The sequence below is a fragment of the Muricauda sp. SCSIO 65647 genome, from assembly GCF_021534965.1.
Classification (GTDB): domain Bacteria; phylum Bacteroidota; class Bacteroidia; order Flavobacteriales; family Flavobacteriaceae; genus Flagellimonas_A.
This window is the reverse complement of the sequence record NZ_CP091037.1, coordinates 1,167,286-1,192,222: the sequence shown is the minus strand read 5'-3', so window position 1 is coordinate 1,192,222 and position 24,937 is coordinate 1,167,286. Positions and strand designations below refer to the sequence as shown.

At 42.7% G+C, this 24,937-nt stretch carries 23 protein-coding genes; 21 read left to right on the top strand and 2 right to left on the bottom strand.

The window, feature by feature from the left end; translation table 11 throughout:
* The first annotated feature begins 218 nt into the window (after positions 1–218).
* The 6 genes from L0P89_RS05195 (at position 219) to L0P89_RS05170 (ending at position 4,816) form a co-directional block, all read left to right on the top strand.
* Entirely contained in the window at positions 219–881 is a 663-nt protein-coding gene (locus L0P89_RS05195; RefSeq protein WP_235267344.1) for a peroxiredoxin-like family protein, read from the top strand.
* Between the two features lie 23 nt (positions 882–904).
* Entirely contained in the window at positions 905–1,684 is a 780-nt protein-coding gene (locus L0P89_RS05190) for a DUF6503 family protein (protein ID WP_235267343.1), read from the top strand.
* A 96-nt stretch (positions 1,685–1,780) separates the two neighbouring features.
* Complete coding sequence (locus L0P89_RS05185; protein WP_235267342.1) at positions 1,781–2,758, top strand: alpha/beta fold hydrolase; 978 nt, start codon at positions 1,781–1,783, stop codon at positions 2,756–2,758.
* Positions 2,759–2,783: 25 nt separating this feature from the next.
* Positions 2,784–3,356, top strand: coding sequence for a carboxymuconolactone decarboxylase family protein (locus L0P89_RS05180; RefSeq protein ID WP_235267341.1), 573 nt, complete (start codon positions 2,784–2,786; stop codon positions 3,354–3,356).
* Positions 3,357–3,375: 19 nt separating this feature from the next.
* Positions 3,376–3,951 carry a flavodoxin family protein gene (locus tag L0P89_RS05175; protein ID WP_235267340.1) on the top strand — a complete coding sequence of 192 codons (576 nt, stop codon included), beginning with the start codon at positions 3,376–3,378 and terminating at the stop codon, positions 3,949–3,951.
* 283 nt (positions 3,952–4,234) lie between these two features.
* The gene (locus L0P89_RS05170; RefSeq protein WP_235267339.1) at positions 4,235–4,816 is read left to right on the top strand and encodes an RNA polymerase sigma factor; all 582 of its coding nucleotides are present in this window, start codon (positions 4,235–4,237) and stop codon (positions 4,814–4,816) included.
* A gap of 65 nt (positions 4,817–4,881) precedes the next feature.
* On the opposite strand, the gene L0P89_RS05165 is transcribed toward L0P89_RS05170, so the two are convergent.
* The gene (locus L0P89_RS05165; protein ID WP_235267338.1) at positions 4,882–5,928 is read right to left on the bottom strand and encodes a LacI family DNA-binding transcriptional regulator; all 1,047 of its coding nucleotides are present in this window, start codon (positions 5,926–5,928) and stop codon (positions 4,882–4,884) included.
* Positions 5,929–6,105: 177 nt separating this feature from the next.
* Here L0P89_RS05165 and L0P89_RS05160 point away from each other — a divergent pair, with 177 nt between their 5' ends.
* From L0P89_RS05160 to L0P89_RS05135, 6 genes are all read left to right on the top strand, one after another.
* A complete protein-coding gene (locus L0P89_RS05160; RefSeq protein WP_235267337.1) occupies positions 6,106–8,772 on the top strand; it encodes a TonB-dependent receptor domain-containing protein in 2,667 nt (888 codons plus the stop codon).
* A 93-nt stretch (positions 8,773–8,865) separates the two neighbouring features.
* Positions 8,866–10,185, top strand: coding sequence for an MGH1-like glycoside hydrolase domain-containing protein (locus L0P89_RS05155; RefSeq protein WP_235267336.1), 1,320 nt, complete (start codon positions 8,866–8,868; stop codon positions 10,183–10,185).
* 6 nt (positions 10,186–10,191) lie between these two features.
* Entirely contained in the window at positions 10,192–10,785 is a 594-nt protein-coding gene (locus L0P89_RS05150; RefSeq protein WP_235267335.1) for a GNAT family N-acetyltransferase, read from the top strand.
* Positions 10,782–12,386, top strand: a complete 1,605-nt coding sequence (locus L0P89_RS05145; protein ID WP_235267334.1) for a sodium:solute symporter — start codon at positions 10,782–10,784, stop codon at positions 12,384–12,386. Before L0P89_RS05150 ends, L0P89_RS05145 begins: the two co-directional genes overlap by 4 nt.
* Positions 12,387–12,398: 12 nt before the next feature.
* A complete protein-coding gene (locus L0P89_RS05140; protein WP_235267333.1) occupies positions 12,399–13,535 on the top strand; it encodes a glycerate kinase in 1,137 nt (378 codons plus the stop codon).
* A 478-nt stretch (positions 13,536–14,013) separates the two neighbouring features.
* Positions 14,014–14,565 carry a hypothetical protein gene (locus L0P89_RS05135; protein WP_235267332.1) on the top strand — a complete coding sequence of 184 codons (552 nt, stop codon included), beginning with the start codon at positions 14,014–14,016 and terminating at the stop codon, positions 14,563–14,565.
* A 74-nt stretch (positions 14,566–14,639) separates the two neighbouring features.
* Here the strand turns inward: L0P89_RS05135 and L0P89_RS05130 are convergent, their stop codons facing one another.
* On the bottom strand, positions 14,640–15,308 hold the full coding sequence (locus tag L0P89_RS05130) for an NUDIX hydrolase (protein WP_235267331.1): 669 nt from the start codon (positions 15,306–15,308) through the stop codon (positions 14,640–14,642).
* Positions 15,309–15,528: 220 nt separating this feature from the next.
* Here L0P89_RS05130 and L0P89_RS05125 point away from each other — a divergent pair, with 220 nt between their 5' ends.
* The 9 genes from L0P89_RS05125 to L0P89_RS05085 all read left to right on the top strand — a co-directional run bounded on the left by L0P89_RS05125 (position 15,529) and on the right by L0P89_RS05085 (position 24,924).
* Positions 15,529–16,542 carry a Gfo/Idh/MocA family oxidoreductase gene (locus L0P89_RS05125; protein ID WP_235267330.1) on the top strand — a complete coding sequence of 338 codons (1,014 nt, stop codon included), beginning with the start codon at positions 15,529–15,531 and terminating at the stop codon, positions 16,540–16,542.
* Between the two features lie 355 nt (positions 16,543–16,897).
* Positions 16,898–17,752, top strand: coding sequence for an SDR family oxidoreductase (locus L0P89_RS05120; protein ID WP_235267329.1), 855 nt, complete (start codon positions 16,898–16,900; stop codon positions 17,750–17,752).
* 42 nt (positions 17,753–17,794) lie between these two features.
* On the top strand, positions 17,795–18,979 hold the full coding sequence (gene uxuA / locus L0P89_RS05115) for a mannonate dehydratase (RefSeq protein WP_235267328.1): 1,185 nt from the start codon (positions 17,795–17,797) through the stop codon (positions 18,977–18,979).
* Positions 18,979–20,433 (top strand): glucuronate isomerase, encoded by a 1,455-nt coding sequence (gene uxaC / locus L0P89_RS05110; RefSeq protein ID WP_235267327.1) that lies wholly within the window; start codon positions 18,979–18,981, stop codon positions 20,431–20,433. The genes uxuA and uxaC overlap by 1 nt, the downstream gene beginning before the upstream one ends.
* Positions 20,408–21,448, top strand: a complete 1,041-nt coding sequence (locus tag L0P89_RS05105; RefSeq protein WP_235267326.1) for a sugar kinase — start codon at positions 20,408–20,410, stop codon at positions 21,446–21,448. Before uxaC ends, L0P89_RS05105 begins: the two co-directional genes overlap by 26 nt.
* A 63-nt stretch (positions 21,449–21,511) precedes the next feature.
* Positions 21,512–22,180 carry a bifunctional 4-hydroxy-2-oxoglutarate aldolase/2-dehydro-3-deoxy-phosphogluconate aldolase gene (locus L0P89_RS05100; protein ID WP_235267325.1) on the top strand — a complete coding sequence of 223 codons (669 nt, stop codon included), beginning with the start codon at positions 21,512–21,514 and terminating at the stop codon, positions 22,178–22,180.
* 4 nt (positions 22,181–22,184) lie between these two features.
* Positions 22,185–23,159, top strand: a complete 975-nt coding sequence (locus L0P89_RS05095) for a TRAP transporter substrate-binding protein (protein ID WP_235267324.1) — start codon at positions 22,185–22,187, stop codon at positions 23,157–23,159.
* A 6-nt stretch (positions 23,160–23,165) separates the two neighbouring features.
* Entirely contained in the window at positions 23,166–23,624 is a 459-nt protein-coding gene (locus L0P89_RS05090; protein WP_235267323.1) for a TRAP transporter small permease, read from the top strand.
* 4 nt (positions 23,625–23,628) lie between these two features.
* The gene (locus L0P89_RS05085) at positions 23,629–24,924 is read left to right on the top strand and encodes a TRAP transporter large permease (protein WP_235267322.1); all 1,296 of its coding nucleotides are present in this window, start codon (positions 23,629–23,631) and stop codon (positions 24,922–24,924) included.
* Positions 24,925–24,937 lie beyond the last annotated feature (13 nt).

The following is a 24,937-nucleotide window of genomic DNA, read 5'->3' as shown; positions in this document are numbered from 1 at the left end:
AAATTGCAGTTCGGTACCATCAGCACCCATTCCCCTTCTCAAGAATACTTTTGGGCTTCCATGCGATAACCGGGGATCCCTTATAAATCTTGTTCCAGTTCAAGATTGTTTCTTGTTCTAGTTCAAGGGTATTTACTGTCTTGGTTCATTTTTATCTGCCTCTATTCGAAAGAGATTTGTAGTGTAATTTTTTTAAAACATCAATACAATTCTAGACCATGAAAGAGGTTGTAGTTCCTTCCTATAAAGAAGGCTTGAAAGAACTGAGAGGGAGTCTTGCATATATGCTGCCGGGCGATGCGCTGGAGATATTTGATGTGGATGCCAAGGCCCTTCAAAAAGAACATACATCTGTTTTAAACCTCAATATCGGGGACAAGGCCACCGATTTTACCTTATCAAATGCGGTCAATAAAAGTGTCAACTTATATGAAGTATTAAAAACAGATAGGGTCGTACTCACTTTTTATAGGGGCGCCTGGTGCCCCTACTGTAACCTGGCCCTCAATCAATATCAGGCCATCTTACCTGACATTAAGGATGCTGGCGCCACACTGATCGCCATTTCGCCGCAAAGCCCTGACGGGTCTTTGAACATGCAAGAGCGAAACGGGCTCCAGTTCGAGGTATTGAGCGATAACGGAAACCTTATCGCCAAAGAGTACACCACTGTCCACGCCTATCCGAAAAATTCATTGGATACCATGATCGAAATGGGATACGATTACGATAGCTATAACTCCGATGAAGATAGTGCGCTACCGGTACCGGCAACCTTTATCATTGAAAGGGATGCCACAATCTCATTTGCCAGATCAGAAGGGGCAGATTATCGGAATCGTGTAGAGCCAAAAGAAATCATTAACGCCTTAAATAAATAGTAACACTTAAATACACAATTATCATGAGAAAACAGTTCATTAAAATCGTTTCGGTTGCACTGACAATGTTCGCAACCTCTGTTCAAGCACAAGATGCCAGAGGGCTCATTACAAAAGTGGTCGAGGCCAACGGCGGTATCAAGGCCCTACGCAAATTAAAGGACGTATCCTTTGACTATACCTTCAAAGTATCAGCAAGCAATGTTGTCGATGTATCTAAGGAAAGGTACATTTTCAATGGGGAAGTATCCTACGGTAAATACACCAAAAGACAGGTCTATGCCCTGCCCCAACTAAAGGGAACACATACCCAGTTTTTTGATGGTAAAAAGACCATTTCAATGATCGATGGCAGTATCATCACGGAACAACAACCTGCCTATATCGGGCATGCGCTCAGGAAGACCAATTACTACTGGTTCACCATGATGTTCAAACTTTTAGATCCAGGGGTCAACCACAAACAATTGGCAGATAGAAAGGTGAATGGAATCTCTTACAAAATAGTGGAAATGACCTTCGGTGAAAACGTTGGGGAGTCTGACGATAAATATTTACTCTATATCAATCCTGATACTTATAGAATCGACCAGTTTCTATATACCGCAAAAGGTTTTGGGGTAACGGAACCAAGTCTGATGAAGCTCAAGTACGAGAAATTTGGTGAGGTATATTTGACCACCTATCGCAAGTACGCCCCAGCTGACTGGAACGGTAATGTTGTAAAAGAGGCTTGGACGGAACAGTTCACCAAGAACGTGAAGTTCAACAATGGATTCGATTTGAACAACATCCAAAATTGATCACGAGATATTGAATAAGACCTTACAGGTAAAGGTTCTGCAAGGTTTTATCTCTAACCTAGGCAATTCGCCTTTAGAATTTCTTATAAAACAAAAATGAAAAAAATAAAAAATACAATTCTTGGGTTCTTATTCGTCATTTTGGCACAGTTGGCAATCGGACAGCAAGGCAAGGAAAAATCCAACAAAGAGATTTCCCATAGCGTGACCTATTTAGAGACCGCGCACCGAAAAATAGAGGTCAACGGTCTTTCCATTTTCTATAGGGAAACAGGTGACCCGAACAAGGAAACCATATTAATGCTACATGGTTTCCCCAGTTCTTCACACATGTACAGGGATGTAATGAAAAAGTTGGCCGCAGATTTTCATGTGGTCGCACCAGACTATCCGGGCTTTGGTTTCAGCGATGCCCCATCAACAAAAGAATATGAATACACCTTTCACAACGTGTCTTTATTGATGGATGCGTTTGTCGATAAGCTAAATATAGACTCTTTCTACATCATGATGCAAGATTATGGTGGTCCCATTGGGTTTAGAATGGCACTTCGCCGTCCAGAAAAAGTAAAGGGCTTTATTGTACAGAATGCCAATGCGTATTTCGAAGGACTCAGTGGTGAGTGGGCACAAAAATATAGTGCCCTGTTGGAGGCTAACGACGCCAAAGGCGTTCTAGACCTACAGAACTGGTGGATGTCATTGGAAGGCATAAAGGCCATGTACCTGGGTGGGGTCAAAGACCCTTCAAAAGTAGACCCCATATCGTATTTGACCGACGAAGCATTTTTGAGAAGGGAAGGCATCAATCAGATACAGGTCACTTTCTTAAATAACTATGGTAGCAACTTCGACAGATATCCTGCATGGCAGAAATACTTACGGGACCATCAACCTCCTACCCTTGTCATTTGGGGAATCCATGATAAGTTCTTCAGCGTTGAGGGTGCCAAGGCTTTCTCAAAAGACCTAAAAGATGTGGAGACCCATCTGATAGACGGAAGCCACTTTCTGCTGGAACTCCATTCCGATGTGGCTGCAAAACTTATAAAAGACTTCATTAACAGAATCTAGATACTACTATTTAAAATACACAATCATGAAAAACAATTTCAAAATACACACCATTGAAAGTGCACCAGAAGCCTCTAAACCCACTCTGCAGGCCGCCAAAAAAAAGATGGGCTTTGTGCCCAACCTAATGGCAACCATGTCAGAATCACCAGTAATGGTAGAAAGCTATCTGGCCCTTATGGGCCTCTTCGATAAATCACGTCTAAGTGAGACAGAACGCCAGATAATCTTAATGACGAACAATCGTCTGAACGGATGCACGTATTGTATGGCAGCCCATACGGCGGTATCCAAGATGGCCAAGGTAGACGAAGGCGTAATCAAGGCATTGCGCTCAGGTTCTCCATTAAATGACCCAAAGCTCGAAGCGTTAAGAAAGTTCGCCATCATCATAAATGAAACCCGGGGTTGGGCAACAGATAAACAGGTTGAGGAATTTCTTGCAGCCGGTTATACCAAAGAAACGGTTCTGGAGGTGATTGTTGGCACAGGGCTAAAAGTATTGTCAAATTACAGCACCCATGTAGCTGAGCCAGATCTTGACAAAGCCTTTGTGCCGTTGGCCTGGAGCGAGAATATGGCAATAGTTGGGGCATAATTGACCAAATATGTGAATTATGGGAACAAAACTTGCAATTGTGTACTTCAGTGGGTATGGGCATACGAAAAAGTTGGCCGAAGCCATTGCCGAAGGCATAACCTCTGTTGAGAATACAGAGTTGAAGACGTATAAAATTGATGTCGATGGAAAGATTCCTGAAACTTGGTTGGATGAACTCACAGATGCAGATGCCATCATTTATGGTTCCCCCACATATATGGGAAGTGTTGCCTGGCAGTTCAAGAAGTTTGCTGATGCCTCTGGGGCAGTTTGGGGCAAACAGGCTTGGAAAAACAAAATTGCGGGGGGGTTTACCGTTTCTGGTTCCACAAATGGGGATAAGCACTCCACAATGTCGTATTTGACCACACTGGCCATGCAACATGGTCAAATATGGGTTGGTCTGGGACTTTTATCCAGCAACAAAAAAAAGCATGGCCCCAAGGATATAAATTGGACAGGTGGGTACGCCGGTTTGTTGGCCATTGCGCCATCTGACGCCTCACCTGAAGAAGCCCCAAGAATCGGGGACATGGAAACTGCGATACTATACGGGACAAGACTTGCTGAGATCACCAATCGACTCAAATAGTAAGACTCTTGAAACCGATGACGTGTATGGTGTTTCCTTGCTCACAACTATGAAATGGTTTTTTTGATACCATCAATTGAAATAACTGACTTTCTGACCAACCCAAACAATTGGGCGTTTTGGCAATACTTTGACTTCTTGTTCAAGGGGCTGTTTATTTTACGCTTGGTAATAGTAATTCTCCCTGGTTTGATTAAGTCAATTGTCATAAAGCGCTATTTGAGAAAGGAAAAAATCTATAAAACAAACCGACCTATCAACATAATCAAAACCAAAAGCCAATATGGACGATAAAAGACTGCTTAAACCGAAATATTGGATTTCGAATTATTCAGACTTCCTTAAAGGCTATGCAATTAAAATGGTGCCCTTGCACCTTGTGGAGGACCTAGTACAGGAAACCTTTCTTTCCGCATTGAAGTCTGCACCATTTTATAAGGGCAACTCCACAGAACGTACTTGGCTAGTGGGCATTCTTAGGCACAAAATAATGGATTACTACCGGGGTATTAATACGAAAAAAGCGCTTACGAAAGAAAGAGCTATTAGGCCTGAAAATTTTAATGCCTATGTTCCCATAGAATCTAATCCCTTTAAGCTTGATAGCTCCAATCCTGAAACGTACATAATTTTAGATGACTTGGTCCAGATATTGGAAGAAGGTTTTGAATCCCTATCGGAGAACGAATCAAGGGCCATAAAGCTTAAAATAAATGGGATGAATACGAACCAGATTTGCGATAACATGAACATCAACAGGGCCTACTGTTGGCTATTGATTTCAAAGGCAAGAAGGAAGCTTAGAATATTCCTTGAGAAAAATTGGGAGAGTGGTCTAAGTTATATGCCAAATAACGTCAATTAGCTTAAATCAACGACCATATCAATCAAAAGATATGTTCAGTACATTTAATGAGACATTTTGTGTTGTCAATGATTTGCTTGCATCCTTTCTTGTGGAAATGAAGAAGCCCGCACCACTAAGTTTGTTCGAATCTCGACGGTTTTGGTCTGTTGGGTCTCTTTTGGGTCTTCAATCTCATCGACCAAATAGGTAAGGGCCGTGCTTCCAATTCTGTTCCCTGGCTGATCAATGGTAGAAAGTGCGGGATCTATAATAGTTGAGCTTCTTGAATTGCTGAAACCAACTATGGCCATATCCTTTGGAATGGAGATCTTCTGTCTTTTCAGCGCTTTTATGACCCCAATGGCGGCACTGTCCGTAATGGCAAAGACACCATCGGGCCTATGTTCGAGGCTCAAAAGAATATTGGCCATCTCTTGACCTTTTTCAAGGGAAATGTTATCCGTACTGAGAATTATTTTTTCATCTAAGGGAATATTGTATTCCTTCAGCGCCCTTTGATAACCGGCAAATCGTTTCTCAGAGTTATACGAGTTCTCAGTTTCTTTGATGATGGCTATACGACGCTTACCTGCATTGATAAGATGCTCAACAGCTGTGTATGCCGCAATTTCCTCATCGATAACTATCTGCGTACAGGGAATTTTGTCCGAAACCTTATCAAAAAGCACCAATGGTATTTGTTCCAGGATACTGAGAATATCATCAATCGATTTGGTTGTTCTCGCTAGGGACATTAAAATGCCATCAACACCAAATTGCATCATAGTGCGCAGCATTTCTGATTGTTTGCCCTCTTCGTTTTTAGACTCTGAAATAATGACCCTATATCCCATTTTTTCACCTTCTTCAAGAATTCCTTTTAGAATAGTTGTCGTAAAATAATGGGAAACATTGGGGACGATCACCCCAATGATATGGCTTCTATGTGTTCTAAAACCTTTGGCAAAAATATTTGGGGCATAGTTTAATTTGCGTGCCAATTTCTTGACCCTCTTGACCGTTGCCTCACTGATATCGGGGTGGTCGTTCAGTGCCCGTGAAACTGTCGAGGTCGACAGTGAAAGCCGTTCGGCGAGTTGTTTCAGTGTAATCTGGCCTCTCTTTGTCATTTAGGAGTTCTTTTTGCTTAAAAACTAAAAGTACAAATCTTCCGCAAACGTTCCCGCAAACGTTTGCATATGTTTTTTGCAATTTTTTTGTAAAACCATTGTGGTATTCAAATAATTTCATCCAAAGAAATTAACTATTCGAAAAAAATAGCTCTTCTGACTTAAAAAACCTTAATCATGAAAAAACTAATTTTTACCGCTATCGGACTTCTTATCGGAACTGGTGCAGTTGCGCAGACCGATATCGCCGGTACGGTCGTGGACAACGCCGGTGTTCCGGTACTTGGTGCGAATGTACTTATTGTAGGCACCACCGAGGGAACAACAACAGACTTTGATGGAAACTTCATTTTGACCACCGATTTGACAGGTAGTCAAACGATTCGCTTCTCATTTATAGGATTTTCGCCTGTATCGGAAGCCGTGAATCTAGATGGAACCCCCATAAATCTTCAGATTGTATTGGAGGAAAGTGGTCAACAGCTCGATGAGGTCGTTCTGTCGGCTTCAAGCACATTTAGGTCGCAGAAGCAGGCTCCCTTGTCAATTAGCTCAAAGAAAATAGCTGAAATCACCAAACTTTCCGCGAACAGCCAGGCAGATATCTTAAGGGATGTTCCCGGTATTACTGCCGAAGGTGGTGGTGGTGAAACTGCGACCAACCTATTCGTACGTGGTTTACCATCTGGCGGACAGTATGTTTTTAATCCGTTGCAGTATGATGGAATGCCCTTGATGAGCACTTTTGGATTGAATTCTTCGGCACATGATGTGTACGCAAGGCCCGATATCGGTTTTAAAGGGGTGGAATTTGTAAGAGGTGGTGCTGCCGTCTTGTATGGTGCCGGTTCTGTAGCCGGTCTTATCAACTACACCAGCAAAACCGGTGACACCAATCCCGGCAATGTCATCAATTTCGAATGGGGAAGCAGGGGACGATTAAAGACAGACTTCTACACAGGTGGCAGACTTGGAGGTGAAGATTCAAATACTTTTTATGCATTTACTGGATTTGTTAGAAAAGATGATGGCCCCATTGAAACCGGTCTGACTACCAGGGGCGTCCAATTTAGGGGCAATATTAAAAAGCGATTTGAAAGAGGCACTTTTACGGTTCATGCACAGTACATTGATGACAATGCACAATTCTTTTTGCCCTTGCCCCTTAGTGGAGACTCACGGGAAAGAATTGCCGGAAACGATGGCGAAGATGTTGAGCAATTACTTTCTGGCGAATTGGCCGAAACGTCATTTTTGACTCCAGGTGGGGTCTACAAGAGCCCCATAGAAGACGGTGTTTATACCAAAGGCGGATACATCATGGGTGATTTCATATACAATTTCAGTGACCGTCTGAGGTTTAAATCGAAAATCCGTTATGCCAACTATGAACACAATTTTGCTTTATACGTCGGTGGTAACGGCGATTTCGGCAACCCGATTTCCCTATCCAATTATATTGCCCAAGTAGCTCCTGACAATACCGGATTTGATGCCACCTATCAAGGTGGAAGCGGAGAACAGATAAGCGGAAATGATTTGGTGGTCGAAAACCTTCATGTCGATCGTTTAAGGCCAATGACCGATTATTCAGGGGACGCCAATTTGATCTTTAATTCTGCCAACGGTTACCATACCTTCACATTGGGTACCTATTTGGCCAGAACCGAAGCGGAAGATGTCAATTTTCAATACCGGGTTCTTTCTGAATTCAACAACAATCCCAGATTGGTGAACTTGAGCTATACCGATGCAGTTGGTGGTAACGTGATTTATTCGGAGGGGGGTATCTACAATCGAATTGGTATGACCTCCAACAGATTTTTGTCACAAAGTAGAACTGCTTTTTACTTGACCGACGAGATGATTTTTGACAGATGGCGATTTGATGTGGGGCTAAGGATTGAACACACCACAGGTACATTTAATAACGGGGGATTGGAAGAAACCCAGGTTTACGATAATGCGGAGCTGACACCTGAATTGGCAAATGTAAGATTTGCGGATGGCAGCTTTACAACTGCAGAGATCGAGGACACGGATTGGGCCGTTTCATTGGCAGGGTTATATGAATTATCTGAGTCGACCAATCTATATGCCAACTTCTCAAAGGGGTTTTTCTGGCCCCAGCAGCGAGGTTTCGTGCCAACTCCGGGAATCCGTGAATCAAATTATGAGGGCGAGACCATTATTCAGGGTGAGGCGGGAGCAAAGTTTGGTACTCCCAAATTCTCGGGTTCCATAGCAGGGTACTATGTAACCTTGCGAGATCGTATTCGAATAGATCAAGCAATCGTAAATGGGCAACTGGAAGACCAGGCGAGAAGTGAACAAACCACCTCCACTGTAGGTTTGGAAGCCTCTTGGTTGTACCGATTTGATGATAGTTTCAGCTTGAACGGAACAGCTACCTATCAAAATCATGAAATCACCAAAAATGAAACCACCAATCTTCTCACCGGAGAGGTAACCACTATTAACGAAGGTAATGAGATTGGACGTCAACCCAATTTTTTGGGAAGTCTAGGACTTAACTATGATGACAGAAAGTTTGATGCAAACTTTACACTGAACCATACTGGAAGCAAGTTCACCGATGATGGCAACAATGTAGAACTTGATGCCATAACCATTGCCAGATTGGGAGCAGGCTATACGTTCAGAACCGAAGATGTAAATTCTGTTCGTCTTGGTTTTTCAGTCTTCAACCTATTTGATAGTGATGGGTTGACGGAGGGTAACCCGAGGGCAGGTATTGGAGGTCAGGTAGATGATGGTGATTTTTTCTTTGGGAGACCAATATTGCCCAGAAGATTTTTCCTCACGGCAACATTTAATTTCTAGACCAGAAAACATAGTTTGAGTTAGTTTATTTAAGTTTAGTTCCGCTGGCGGTAATGATCACCGCCAGTGTGTTTTTAAACCTGTGATCAAATAATGAAAGAAGCCATGTTACAAGGGGCAAAACAAGTGTTGGACAACAATTTCCAACAAGATGGGTTCACCATTCCCAGCAAGGGGCTGTATCCTTTTCAATGGAAATGGGATTCGGGCTGGATTGCAATCGGTCTTGCCCATTACGATATTGAACGGGCCAAAACCGAGATAAGGACATTGTTGGATGCCCAATGGGAGAATGGGTTTATCCCCCACATCATCTTCCACAATGAAAGCGACACCTATTTTCCAGGACCCGACTTTCATAAATCAGAGCTGCATCCACTTTCACATAAAAAGTATAGGTCCACGGGGATGACACAGCCACCAATTACCGGGTTCGTGCTCCAGGAAATGTACAGGATTGCCAAGGATAAGGAAGATATGATGAACTTCATCAAGGAACAAATTGATAAAGTATATCAAAACCATGTCTATTTTTACACCAATAGGGATCCACTTGATGAGGGGTTGGTATACATCTACCACAATTGGGAATCCGGCACGGACAATTCCCCGATATGGGATGACATCTGGGATACCATGAATCCACCAAAGTATACTTTTGAACGGAGGGATACGACCCACGTAGATCTTTCCCAAAGACCATCAAAAAGGGAATATGACCACTACTTATACCTGATTGACATCGCCAAACACCATAGCTATGATGATGGGAAAATTGCCGAATTCTCACCCTTTCTGGTGCAGGATCCGTTATTCAACGCCATGTTGATAAAGTCTAATTCAGCTTTGTTGGAACTTTATGATCTGATTGGTGGCAATGATGCAAAAAAGGCCCTTTTGAAACAATGGCAGAAAAAAAGTATTGCCAATTTTAACGATAAGCTTTATGATTTGGAGTTGGGGGCATATGTACACTATGACCTTCGAAATGATAGGCCTATACGGTACCTGTCATCATCATCGTTCACACCATTATATTCAGGTATTCCAGACAAAAAAAAATTGGAGGGTATGGTAACGGCCTTGATCGAAAGGTTTGGGGGTGACGACAAATATCTCTGTGCGTCTTTTGACCCAACACATGAGCGGTTCAATCCGAGAAAATATTGGCGCGGCCCAGTTTGGATCAATGTAAACTGGATGCTTTATCATGGCCTAAAGAATTATGGATACCCAGAACTTGCCAATCGTGTGAAAAGCGACACCCTGGAATTGATTCAGAAAAACGGTTTTTTTGAATATTTCGATTGCAGAAAAGAAAATCTTGATACGGATAGTAGTGGTTATGGGGGTGATAACTTTTCGTGGAGCGCCGCCCTGGTCATCGATTTATTGACTGAAGAAAATACTTAACTACAAATGACACTTGACTTTTCAGCAAATTATGTTTTGCAAAATGCAAGGGCTAGACTCGAGCCTTTACAGGAAAAGCATATTGCCGAATTGGAAAGTATTGCCAAGGAGATGGAAATTTGGACTTATTTTTTAGGAAGGTCAGACGGAGGCAAGAACTTTCCCCATTATATCAAAGATGCCATTTTGTCAAGAAAAAATGGAAAGGAGTACCCATTTGCGGTTTTTGACAAACAAAATGGCAAGTATGCAGGATCTACCCGCTTTTTTGAATATGCCAAAGACTTGGAGACCATTAGACTGGGATATTCTTGGTACGGCATTGAATTTAGAGGTACCAAGCTCAATAAAAACTGCAAATTTTTAATGTTTCAATTCGCCTTTGAAAAATTGGGCTTGGAAAGAGTGGGTTTGGGCGCGCATGAAGAAAACAAAATCAGTCTTTCAGCAATGCAAAGTGTGGGTTGCAAAATCGAAGGACGAATACGCAATGCCTTTCCCTCCATAACTGGCCACGGAAGGTCTGATGCAGTACTTCTGGGCGTTTTGAAGCAAGAATGGTTCAAAGGGACTGGACATCAACTAAAAGAAAAACTATGAATTATCTTGATTATATCATTATTGTGGTCTATCTCGCTGGATTTCTGGGCATAGGCTATCTTTTCAAAGAGAACAAAACCTCAGGTGACTATTTTTTGGGAGGTCGTAGCATGGGCTGGTTACCCCTTAGCCTATCAACGATGGCAACACAGCTTTCGGCCATAAGCTTTATTTCAGCCCCTGCTTTTGTGGGCCTAAAGCAAGGTGGTGGACTACAGTGGTTGACCTATGAATTTGGCGTACCCCTGGCGATGGCCTTTCTGATGGTCGGTCTTATCCCCACGCTTTACAAATCTGGAATCGTAAGTGTGTACGAATATCTTGAAAAGCGATTTGATGCCTCTTCCCGCCTGCTCATTAGCTTTGTTTTTCAAATTAGCCGATCGGTGGCAACAGGTGTCATGGTCTATACCATGGCCCTGATTCTGCAAGCAACGGTCGGGGTGGATTTTTGGATTTCCATTTTGATAATTGGGGTCATCACGCTGATATATTCATATCAAGGGGGGATGAAAGCCGTAATCTGGGGTGACGTCATTCAAATGATTATCCTCTTTTTGGGTATCATTATCTGTTTGATATATGGTATCAGTGAGCTAGGGGGATGGGGAAACTTTTTGATAAACGTGGACAGCGAACGGATTACCGCAGTTAGCTTCGACAAATGGGGGTTTAACAATGCCGATAAAGATGATGAATTCGGATTTTGGCCTATGGTCATCGGAGGTTTTTTTCTATATGCTTCTTACTACGGTACCGATCAAACCCAATCACAAAGGCTATTGTCGTCCAAAGGGATGCCAACCATAAAAAAGCTGCTATTGGCCAATGGCCTGTTCCGCTTTCCATTAACGTTGACCTATTGTATCATGGGGCTGGTACTGGGTACGTTGTTTTTCCAGGAGATTGGCTTTCAAGAGTCATTGGATGAAGTTTATCAAACCAACATAAGCTCTTTGGAGGGCAAGAGGGAAGATCTCATGGTGCCTGTTTTCATCTTGAAATATTTACCCAATGGAATCATAGGCATTTTGATAGTGGCCATTATGTCGGCCGCCATGTCATCATTAAGTTCTACTGTGAATTCGCTTTCTGCGGTGACCATGGAGGATTTTGTAAAGCGTTTTAGGCCGAACATGTCCAACAAGGGCTATGTGCTCAATTCACGCCTATTCTCTCTATTTTGGGGTTTGGTGTGCCTTTTCTTTGCATTTTTTGCCGGAAGCATTGAGGGAACCGTCATTGAGGTCATCAACAAGGTGAGCTCGGTATTCTATGGTCCAATATTGGCTGCATTCGCACTGGCGATATTGACAAAAAAAACCCATGCACTTGGAGCCAACATCGGAATAGTTGTTGGAGTTTTGTTCAATATGTACCTATGGCTCTACGTTCCCCAAGTTTTTTGGTTTTGGTGGAATGCCATAGGCTGTGTGGTTACAGTTCTGGTTGCCATGTTGTGTAGTCGATTGATAAGGCATGAGGTAAACGAAGGGCTACAAGTGGTGTATTCGGCCAGTAAGAAAGAGGTGGCACTGTTGATAGGTTATTTTGTCCTCATTGTATTGGCAAGTTTGTCCATGCCTCATATTTTAGGTTGATTTTCCCAATAAATGAAGTTTATAATCGCACCAGACAAGTTCAAAGGCTCGCTCACTGGATTTGAGTTTTGCAAAGCTGTTCGCAATGGTCTTCGAGAGGTCTTCAAAGATGCTGAAATCATAGACAAACCGTTGGCCGACGGAGGCGATGGCACTATGGAAGTGGTCAGTCACTACCTGAATGCAGAAGTTTTCAGGAAAGAAGTAAGCGACCCGTTGTTCCGATCAATTGAGGCTTCCTATGCCTATTCAAAGGAGACAGGAATCGCCTATATTGAAATGGCAGAAGCCTCGGGCATGAGGCTGCTGTCAGAAGATGAAATGAATTGCAGGTACACCACAACGCAGGGTGCCGGGGAGCTCATTGCAGATGCCATTTCACGTGGGGCCAAAGAAATTATATTGGGAATAGGTGGGAGCGCCACTAATGATGGGGGCATGGGTATGGCCAAAGCTTTGGGATATCGCTTTATGGATGAGAATGGCGTGGAATTGAGGCCTGTAGGGGAAAATCTGATCAATGTCCATCGAGTATCATGTAACAATGCCAAAGCATTCTTGAAAGATATCAGTTTTAAGATAGCATGTGACGTGAAGAATCCGTTATATGGTCCAAATGGGGCGACAAGGGTCTATGCCCTGCAGAAGGGTGCATCAAAAAATGATGTTGAGATTCTTGAGCATGGAATGAAAAAATATGCTGGTATTCTGAAAAAGCAGTTCGGCATTGATGTTCAAAAGATACCTGGCTCTGGTGCCGCCGGAGGCATGGGTGCCGGGGCCTTTGTTTTTCTAAACGGCAGATTGACCCAAGGAATCGACTTGATCAAGGAGATTGCCAATTTTGATACGGCCATTGAGGGGGCCGATTGGATCATCACAGGTGAAGGCAAGTTGGATGCACAAACCCTGTCCGGGAAAACCATAAATGGAGTGCTGAAATCAGCGAAGCGACGGGAAATACCGGTAGCCGCATTTTGCGGTGTAATTGAGATTCCAAAAGAAAAAGCCAAATCAATTGGAATAACTTATCTGGTCGGTGTTTCGGAAGGAATACCTGACATCAAACAAGCGTTGGTATCTGCCTTCAACAATGTCAAAAAAGCTGCTCAAAAGTTTGGCGAACATTTGAATTCAATAGATTTATGAAATCGTATCCATGACAATTTGAGCCAACTGCAGGGATGAAATAGCGTGTCTTGGTGCCCAACGCCGTACTTCTAAGGCTTGCGAAGCGATTCGCATGAAGCGAATTTTTTGATTCTCATGGGGTATTTATGCATCAAGCAACAATGCCCAACATTGTGAATCAACGTTTGCAATGCCTGAATTCAACTCGTTCCATAAAAGGTCTATTATCGAAACTATTAAATGAGACCAGAAATGAGACACCATAGCTATAGAAAACATGCTCTTGCATTTTTGTCTTAGCAAACGGCTCATGCATAGGGAAATTTGCCATATAACAAAAGAATAAAAAATCGTTTGGCGAGAAGTTTGTTATATAAAAGTGAATAGTTGCTTTCACATAACCTAAACGTTAACAAAACAGTATAATTGGCTGATTTTTATCATTGTAGACCTGGGTTTTCAGGAATATTTTTAAACATCAAAAAACTTGAAAATCATGAGAGCCCTTATATGCCTTTTTTTCTTTTTGTCTTTGATTGTTTCAAATGCACAAGATACCGATGAGCAAACAATAAAAACAACTGTCGGTTTTGAACTGGACGCCGTACCATATATATTCAATGGGTATTATGGTTCGGTCTGGGTCGGTCATAATCATTTTAGATATAGAGCAGTAATTACAAACATAGATACGCCAGACTTTATCTTGGAAGATGGTTTTACCAATAATGAAATTAGAGTGTATGCTGCCATTGTAGATTATTTTTTTAAACCTGATTTCAAAGGTTGGTGGATCGGGCCCGGTTTGGAGTATTGGGACGCTGAGATACAGACCGATGCAGAATTGGAAACGGCAGAATACAACAATATTATATTCACTCTCGGTGGAGGGCATGTCTGGAAATTTTATAAGAATTTTTATTTGAACCCATGGGCAGCAGTACATCTTAGGGTTGCGGGCGACAAAGAAGTAAGGGTAGATCAAAGCACGTTTGAAACTCCACTAATGATACCTGAAGTTTCACTTAAACTGGGTTGGCATTTTTAGTCTTAAGGGCTAAGATTGTGAAATGGCCAAACGAAATAAAACGGATTGAACTGGAAAAAATAGTCCCTTCCACGCTACTTCAACCTATACAAAAACGGCCCGCCTTTTGCACCTGGTTTCTTTTTTTCGGTATTGACCAAGACATCCATTTGAAAAATTCGTTTTCTAAAATTTCTTCTATCCAGCTTTATATCCAAGATATCCTCGTATAGACTTTGAAGTTCCTGTAACGTAAATGTCTTTGGCAAAAGTTCTCCTACAATAAGCTTATGTTTTAAGTTGTTTCGAACAAAAGAATAGGCTTCCTTGATTAGCTTTTCATGGTCGTAGCCAAATTTTTCTGGAAGCTTATCCACATCGAACCAGTCTATTCTTGTAACATTGTCTCGTAACGCCAACGGATGGTTTTCGGGTTTGACAAGGGCATAGAAACAAACAGTGATGACCCTTTTTAAAGGATGTCTATCCATTGCGGAATAGGTTTTTACCTGCTCAAAATGGATATCCCTAAACCCAGTTAGGGCAAACAGGACTTTTGCAGCGCAGTCTTCAATGGTTTCATTGGCTTCCATAACACCCCCGGGAATATGCCAATGGTCCTTATAATGGCCAAATGACCTTTTGATCAATAGTATCTTGAGTTTTCCATCGACATATCCAAAAACGGTTATATCTGCGGTAATGGAGCATTCGAAAGAATTTAATTTGACCTGGATATTCTGTAATTCTTCTTGTTTTGTCACTTTTCCAGCGATTTTTTGACTTTTACGTTAAAGTTAAAAATAATGGTATTTTTATAACTGTGTAAAAAACACGCAGAAAATGGATTTCTTAAATTAAGCCAGTTGTTTTTCCAAAAAACCAATGGGATGCCTAAATGAAAATCCCTAAATATAAAGAATTGGAAAGCAAGGTTGTAATGGCGAATTTAAAAAGAAAACCAACGGCAATTATAAGTGAGCCATGGCCAATCCGATCAGAACGGGCGTTTTATCATTTGGTTTATCCGGAACAGTTTTTCATTCCCCTTTTCTAAACGAACACCCCGGTTTTGAGTTAACGGGCATAGTCGAAAGAACCATAAAAAAAGCCCATAAGAGTTACCCTAAAATAAGAAGCTATGATTCTGTAACCGCAATCATTGAAGATGCAGATATTGAATTGATAATTGTAAATACGCCCAATAGTACTCATTTTGCTTTTGCATCGCAGGCGCTCAAAGCGGGAAAACATGTTGTGTTGGAAAAGCCTTTTACCATTACCTCCAAAGAGGCAAAGAAACTGTTTGCCTTGGCCTTAGAGAACGACCGTTGTATCATGCCCTATCAAAATAGGCGGTATGACAGTGATTTTTTGTCTGTGAAACAGGTAGTGGAGTCTGGTAAGCTGGGAAATTTGATCGAGGCACATTTCCGGTACGATAGATATCGGTATGCCATAGGAACGAACATTGCCAAAGAAACAAACGTGCCCGGTTCGGGAGTACTTTACAATCTGGGGCCTCACCTTTTAGACGGAGTTATTTCACTTTTTGGTGTCCCTGAAAAATGGAAAAAAACGATGGGACAATTTCGACCGGGTACGCTGGTGGATGATTACGCGCATATACATCTTAGCTATCCCGATAATCTACAGGTTCATATCACCACCAGTCTACTCGTAGCCGACCCGGGACCTGCATTTGTAATCTATGGAACCAAGGGCTCTTATAAAAAGAATCGAGCCGATGTGCAGGAACAACAACTGATGATGGGCATGAAACCTAAAGATTTACGGTATGGCATTGAAGAGCCCGATCAAAAGGGAATACTTACCCTGATAAGTGAAGCGGGAGAAAAAAACCAAACTGAAGTGGTATCAGAACGATCCTCTTATATCGATGTCTTCGAAGATGTGTACCAGACCATTAGAAAAGGAAGGCCCTATCCGGTAACTGAAACCCAGATCATACAACAGTTGGAAATTTTGGAGGCCTGAGAAATAAGGGCAGTAAGACAAATGTTTGGCCCCAGCTGATTAAAAAATGATGGCCAAAGTAGATTTTTATTGGGGGATACTACATCAAAAAAGTTAACGAGCGATCCGATCAGGCAAGTTATGGATAACCCCAATTTTATTGAAATCAAACCCAAAACCATACGATGGTAAAAGACATGACTTTCAATGGTTCGGCTTAAAAGTCTAGTGCTTTTCTTGATTCTGTATTTTTTTAAGGGATATATTGGCTTTTTAACATTCAGGGATCAATAAAATCCATATATTTACAACCGTGTAAAAAATACACAGAAAACAAAAATACTTTTCGATAACCAAAAACCGGTTGCTTAAATCCATGGAAAATCCTAGATATGTAGAATTACAAGATCAGGTTGTAGTCATTACGGGTGGAGGTGGAATTTTGTGCAGTGCCATCGCTACGGCCTTTGCCGATCAAGGCGCAAAACTGGCGATATTGGACTTAAAAAAGGAATCGGCAGAGGTGGTTGCTGAACAAATCCGTCAGAAAGGCGGGGAGGCAATTGCCGTTCAAGCGGATGTTCTTAGTCAAGAAAGCCTGCAAATGGCGTACGAAAAGGTCACAGAACACTTTGGGCCATGCAATATACTGGTCAATGGAGCGGGCGGAAATCATCCGTCAGGCACCACAAGCAATCCTTACTTGCTTGAAGAAGATCTAACGAGTACCGTGGAAGACCTGAAGACTTTTTTTGATTTGGATATTGAGGCAATTCAATTCGTGTTCAACCTAAATTTTATAGGGACACTTTTGCCCACCCAGATTTTTTCAAAGGCCATGGTAGGGGGCAAGGGATGCAATGTTTTGAATATCTCGTCAATGAATGCCTTTACCCCTTTGACGAAAATACCCGCATACAGCGGTGCAAAGGCCGCTGTTTCCAATTTTACACAATGGTTGGCGGTTCATTTCTCTAAAGTTGGGATTCGTGTAAATGCCCTGGCTCCGGGCTTTTTTCTTACGGACCAGAACAGGGCGCTATTGACCAAGGAAGATGGCGAATTAACACCTAGGGGAGCGACCATTATCGATCAAACCCCGATGGGTCGCTTTGGTGATCCCGAAGATCTTGTTGGTACTGCGTTATGGCTCTGTAGTAATCAATCAAAATTTGTGACGGGCGTAGTAGTTCCAATTGATGGGGGGTTTAGTGCCTTTAGTGGTGTTTGAAAGCGCATTACAATATAGTTGAACAATGAAGTATGCTGATTTATGGGTTTAGAACAAACATGGCGATGGTATGGCCCTAAAGATCCGGTTTCCCTTTTAGATATTAAGCAAGCGGGGGCCACCGGTATAGTGACCGCGCTTCACCATATACCAAACGGTGAAGTTTGGCCCATAGCTGAAATTATAAAAAGAAAGCAACAGATTGAAAAGGCCGGACTGAGTTGGTCGGTGGTTGAGAGCATACCTGTACATGAAGATATAAAGAGACGATCGGGTGAATACATAAAGTATTTGGCAAATTATAGAACGAGCATCAAAAACCTCGGTGAGTGCGGTATAGATACGGTCTGCTATAATTTCATGCCCGTATTGGACTGGACCCGCACAGATCTGTCGTATAGATTGAATGATGGATCTTTCGCATTGCGTTTTAACGCGGCCGAGTTTGCTGCCTTTGAACTCTTCATTTTAAAACGTCCTGGTTCAGAAGATTGCTATACCAAAGAAGAATGGGCCATGGCCAAATTCGCGTACAAAAGGATGGACGATGGTAATCGTACCAAACTTTCCAAAAATATTATCGCTGGATTACCTGGTTCAGAGGAAGGATATTCCCTCAAGGAGTTTCAGTCAGTGTTGGATACGTATAACGGAATAACAGAACACGATTTACGCCAAAACCTCCATGATTTCATTAAGGCTATTGCCCCGGTCGCTGAGGAAGCTGGGGTCTTGATGGCCATACATCCTGACGATCCGCCTTTTCCAATTCTCGGACTTCCAAGGGTGGTTAGTACCGAAAGCGATGCAATGGAATTATTGTTGGCCCACGACAGCCCCAATAATGGGCTATGCTTCTGTACGGGATCGTACGGTGTCAGGGCAGATAATGATTTGACGGGCATGGCCAAGCGGTTGGCGAGCAGGATCAATTTTATTCACCTGAGAAGCACAAAAAGGGACGAAGCCGGAAATTTTTATGAAGCGGATCACCTCGCCGGTGATGTAGACATGTATGGGGTGATGAAAGAATTGCTTTTAGAACAGCAGAAAAGAATGGCCGAAGGCAGAAAAGACCAGCGTATGCCCATGCGCCCCGATCATGGGCATCAAATGTTGGATGATATCCATAAAAAAACCAATCCGGGCTATTCGGCAATTGGACGTTTACGGGGCCTTGCCGAATTGAGGGGTTTGATGTACGGAATTGAAAAATCTTTAGTGTGATGGCGTTTATAACCGAAAACTTTTTACTTGAGACCGCACAGGCCGAAGAATTGTACCACGGTTATGCAAAAGAAATGCCCATTATCGATTACCACAACCACCTGTGTGCAGCGCAAATGGCCAATGACCATCAGTTCAAAAATATAACTGAGGCCTGGTTGGCCGGAGACCACTATAAATGGAGGGCTATGCGAACTTTGGGGATTGATGAAAATTACATTACCGGTGATGCAACTGACGAAGAAAAATTCCAAAAATGGTCAGAAACAGTGCCCTATACACTCAGAAACCCCTTGTATCACTGGACACATTTGGAACTACAGCGCTACTTTGGCATTGACGACCTGCTCACGGGCGCAAACGCAAAGCGGGTATTTCAAGACACCAAAGAACAATTGCAAGAGAAAAAAAATAGTACCATAGGGTTATTGCGACAGCTTAACGTAGAGGTGGTGTGTACCACCAACGACCCAATTGAAAAATTGGAGCACCATCGAAAGGCTTCCCTTAATGGTATCATGCCAAAAATGCTTCCCACATTCAGACCTGATAAATTGTATGCCATAGAAGATCATGATGCCTATAAGCTTTACTTAGCGCATTTAAGCGAGGTATCGGGCATTCAAATAAAATCCTATCATGATTTAATAGCGGCGGCTAAGGAAAGGATGGCCCATTTCAGTCAAAATGGCGGATGTCTTTCCGATCACGGATTGGAACAGCTACATTACTTTGAGATGAAGTCATTTGACATTGAGGTACTTTTCAAAAAAGTTATCGACGGGCATCGGTTACAGGTAGATGAGGTCAACTACTTCAAGTTTGAGACATTGATACACCTTTGCCGTGAATACCATAAGCATGGTTGGGTACAACAATTTCACTTGGGGGCCCTTCGCAACACCAATGAAAGAAAAATGGCCCAACTTGGGCCAGATACAGGGTTTGATTCTATGGGAGATTTCCCGCAGGCCTTAGGTCTTGCCAAATTTCTAAATCTGCTAGACAGTACAGATCAATTGGCAAAGACGATACTTTATAATTTAAATCCCGCTTACAATGAAGTCTTTGCCACAATGGCCGGCAATTTTAATGATGGTACGGTCAAGGGTAAAATACAATTTGGTTCGGGATGGTGGTTTTTAGATCAATTGGATGGTATGGAAAGGCAGTTAAATGCCCTATCCAATATGGGGTTGTTGAGTTGTTTTGTTGGAATGCTTACCGATTCTAGAAGTTTTCTTTCCTTTCCAAGACATGAGTACTTCAGAAGGCTTTTGTGCAACATTTTAGGGAATGACATCAAGAAAGGACTGATCCCAAATGATATGCCATATTTAGGTAGTTTAGTGCAAGATATCTGCTATACAAATGCGAAAGATTATTTTAATTTCAACTTAAGACCAAATAAAATTGAAAATCAACAGAATGAAAAAAGTTATAACGTTCGGTGAAATCATGTTGAGACTTGCACCTCAGGGTTTTCTGAGGTTTTCCCAAGCCAACAATTTTGATGTCGTCTACGGGGGCGGTGAATCAAATGTTGCCGTTTCATTGGCAAATTATGGTATTCCGGTTGATTTCGTGACCCGTTTGCCCAAAAATGATATAGGGGAATGTGCGCTTATGGAAATGCGAAAACGGGGAGTAGGTACGGATAATATCATTTTTGGGGGCGACCGATTGGGCATTTATTTTTTGGAGACCGGGGCAGTGAGCCGGGGCAGTAAGGTAATCTATGATAGGGCGCATTCTGCAATGGCGGAAATACAGCAAGGGATGGTAGATTGGGAGAGTGTATTTACCAATGCGCAATGGTTTCATTGGACGGGTATAACCCCGGCAATATCGCAAGGTGCGGCCGACGCCTGCCTAGAAGCGGTAAAGGTGGCCAAATCAAAGGGCATGACCATTTCTACCGATTTGAATTATAGAAAAAAGTTATGGAAGTACAATGGCGACAGAGAAGCGATAATGACCGAACTTACCTCATATTGTGACATCGTTTTGGGCAATGAAGAAGATGCAGAGATGCATTTTGGCATCAAGCCACTAGGCTTGGACATTACAAAGCAGGGCGCAGATGTAAAAGCAGAGGCATTTTTGTCCGTTTGCCAACAAATGATGGAGAAATTCCCGAATGCCAAAAAGGTGATAACGACATTGAGAGGTTCCCTATCGGCATCCCATAATACTTGGGCGGGTGTACTGTATGATGGAAAGACCATGTACCAATCCCCCCAGTATCAAATCACGCATATTGTTGATAGGGTCGGTGGCGGTGATTCTTTTATGGGCGGGTTGATATACGGGTTATTGACATATCCACAAGATGATCAAAAGGCATTGAACTTTGCCGTGGCCGCTTCTTGTCTGAAGCATACCATAAAAGGAGATGCCAATTTGGTCACCGTAGCGGAAGTGGAAAAATTGATGGGTGGTGATGCTTCGGGCAGGGTTGCTAGATGAATTATGTAAGTTGGTTAGGGCATCGGTGGGGATTTTCCTGGTAATGCATTAAAAACAAAGATTATGGCACGGTTTTCTAGAATAGAGGTTTTTACTACAATGAAGAAAATAGGAATGGTTCCCCTATTCTATCATTCAGATATTGAACTGGGCAAAAAGGTGTTGAAAGCCTGTTATGATGGCGGAGCTCGAATTATGGAATTCACGGCCAGGGGAGACTTTGCTTTTGAAGTATTCGCTGAACTTAACAAATATGCCATCAAAGAACTGCCAGATATGATCATGGGTGTAGGTTCTATAACCGATGCCGGTGCAGCAAGTCTTTTTGCACAGATGGGCGCAAACTTTGTGGTAACCCCATCTTTGAGGGAAGACATAGCAATAGTCTGCAATCGCAGAAAATTGCTTTGGTCCCCGGGCAGTGGTTCTTTGACCGAGATCAATAGGGCAGAGGAATTAGGTTGCGAGCTTATCAAACTCTTCCCGGGATCGACCTATGGCCCGGGGTTCGTAAAGGCAATAAAAGGCCCCCAACCTTGGACCAACATCATGCCAACAGGAGGCGTGAGCACTGATGAATCGAACCTCAGGGCTTGGTTTGATGCCGGAGTAACCTGTGTCGGCATGGGGTCAAAACTGATTTCCAAAGAGATTCTGGCGCAAAAAGATTTTGGGGGCCTACAGAAAAAAGTGGCCGCCACCTTGGAAATAATAACCAAAATAAGAAAGTAAGGCAGTGAAGAAAGTCTTGACCATTCTTTTGTCTTTGTCCCTGCTTCCGTTGGGAGGTTGCAAAGAAACCACCAATGTCAGAACCTTACGGTTGGCCCATGGTCTGGATGTCAACCATTCTGTACATAAGGCCATGGTAAAAATGGGAGAGGATTTGAAAGAAAATTCAAAGGGCAAGCTTCAGCTTGAAATATATCCCAACCAACAGTTGGGCACAGAGCGCCAAACTTTGGAACTGTTACAGATTGGAAGCTTGGATATGACAAAGGTTTCCGTGGCGGTTCTTGAAAATTTTGCCCCCAAATCCAAAATTTTGGGACTCCCTTACCTTTTCAGGGACAGAGAGCACTCATTTAAGGTTTTAGATGGCCCCATCGGTCAAAAAATCTTGGACGATGGTCAACAATATTGGCTAAAAGGTTTGGGATTTTATGATGCAGGAAGCCGTAGCTTTTATACGAAAAAGAAACCCGTGATGCATCCAGATGATTTAAAGGGACTAAAGATACGGGTGATGGAAAGTATAACCGCAATGGATATGGTTCGAAGTATGGGCGGGTCACCAACTCCCATCTCATGGGGAGAAATCTATACTTCACTGCAGCAGGGTGTGGTCGACGGTGCAGAAAACAATCCCCCCAGTTTTTATTTGTCAAGACATTACGAGGTCTGTAAATATTACACATTGAACGAACATACCTTTTCTCCCGATGTCATAATCGCCAGTACCCATTTATGGAACATATTGTCTGAAGAAGAAAGAACCTGGTTGAAAAGGGCCGTTGAAAGTTCTATAGTTTACCAAAGGAAATTGTGGGCCGATGCAGAGGCGACGGCTTTAAGTGAAGTGCAAAAAGCCGGGGTAGAGGTCATAAGACCAAATAAGGTGCCTTTCTCCAAAAAGGTCCAGGAATTATATCAAAATTACAGTGAAAATGAAGAATTGTACCAACTGATCCAACAAATAAAAGACCATTGAACGGTTATGGGACTCCGAAATAGAATAGACAGAATACTGGCTACCACTTTGGTAGTTATTATGGGCGTCATGGTAGTTAATGTGCTTTGGCAGGTCTTCAGTCGCTATGTGCTGGGTGTGCCAAGTTCATTCACAGATGAACTTGCACGTTATCTTATGATCTGGATAGGAATTCTGGGGGCAGCTTATGTGTCGGGCCGTAATATGCATGTTGCCATCAATGTGCTCCCTTCAAAATTGCATTCAAAAACCCAACAAAAACTGAAACAGGTCGTACGTGTGATCATTATTTTGTTCTGCTTTTTTGCGATGGTCATTGGTGGGGTTAGATTGGTCTATGTCACCTATGTACTTGAACAGTATTCACCGGCACTGAAACTTCCTTTGGCATTGGTGTATTTGGTAATTCCGTTAAGTGGTCTTGTCATAATTTTTTACAAAGTGTCTGACATCATGAAAAACTGAACCTGTGGAATATATACCGATACTGATATTGATTTTGAGTTTTGTAGGCCTTTTGGCCATAGGCACACCTGTGGCATGGAGTATTGCAATTTCCGCCTTGCTCACCATATTGGCCAGCATCCCGACCATTCCTGCATTTACTACCATATCACAGCGTATGGCCACTGGCTTGGACAGTTTTGCACTATTGGCCATACCGTTCTTTATACTCTCGGGAGAATTGATGAACAAAGGGGGCATCGCCCACCGACTTATCGCATTTGCCAAGACCTTGGTGGGGGCACTACCGGGCGGACTTGCACTTATCAACGTGATTGCTGCCATGTTAATGGGCGCCATAGCAGGTTCGGCAATGGCCTCGGCGTCTGCCATGGGAAGCATTCTAGGGCCTGAAATGGAAAAGGACGGATATGATCGAGAATTTGGTGCCGCCGTGAACATTACTTCGGCGACCACAGGGCTGGTCATTCCTCCCAGCAATATTTTGATCGTTTACTCACTGGCCAGTGGTGGGGCCTCTATAGCAGCTTTGTTTCTTGCAGGTTATATTCCAGGAATACTGACCGGGTTATTTCTTATGCTGGTGGCTTCTTTTTGGGCAAAAAAGAGAGGATATAAGGTTGGCCAGAAAAGTAGGCTAAAAGAGGTGTTCAAGACTTTTATCGATGCTGTGCCCAGCTTATTCTTATTGGTATTGGTAATTGGGGGCATAGTTGCCGGAATATTTACCGCTACCGAAGCTTCTGCCATAGCGGTATTGTACAGTCTTGTCTTAGGAATTATCTATAGGGAAATAACTAAAGATAATCTGCCAGGGATATTCTTGAGTGCCTCCTGTACCACGGCCATTGTCATGTTATTGATCGGGGCATCGATGAGTATGTCTTGGGTATTGTCTTACGAGCATATTCCCCAAGAGATCAGTGCTGGCTTATTGGGCGTTACGGATAACAAGATCATGATTTTGCTTATTATAAATCTGATTCTACTGTTCGTTGGCATCTTCATGGACATGACCCCGGCCGTGTTGATTTTTACCCCCATTTTTTTACCTGTGGTCACAAAATTGGGACTAGACCCGGTACACTTTGGCATTATCATGATATTGAACCTTTGTATAGGATTATGTACGCCACCTGTGGGCTCTGTGCTTTTTGTGGGGGTGGGCGTTGCAAAAACCACCATCGAAAAAGTGGTGCGGCCTTTGGTTCCCATGTTCATCGCCATGATTGTGGCCCTTTTCCTGATTACCTATTTCCCGCAGTTGAGCTTGTGGTTGCCAGGTTTTTTCGATTTGTAAAAAATTAGTGTAA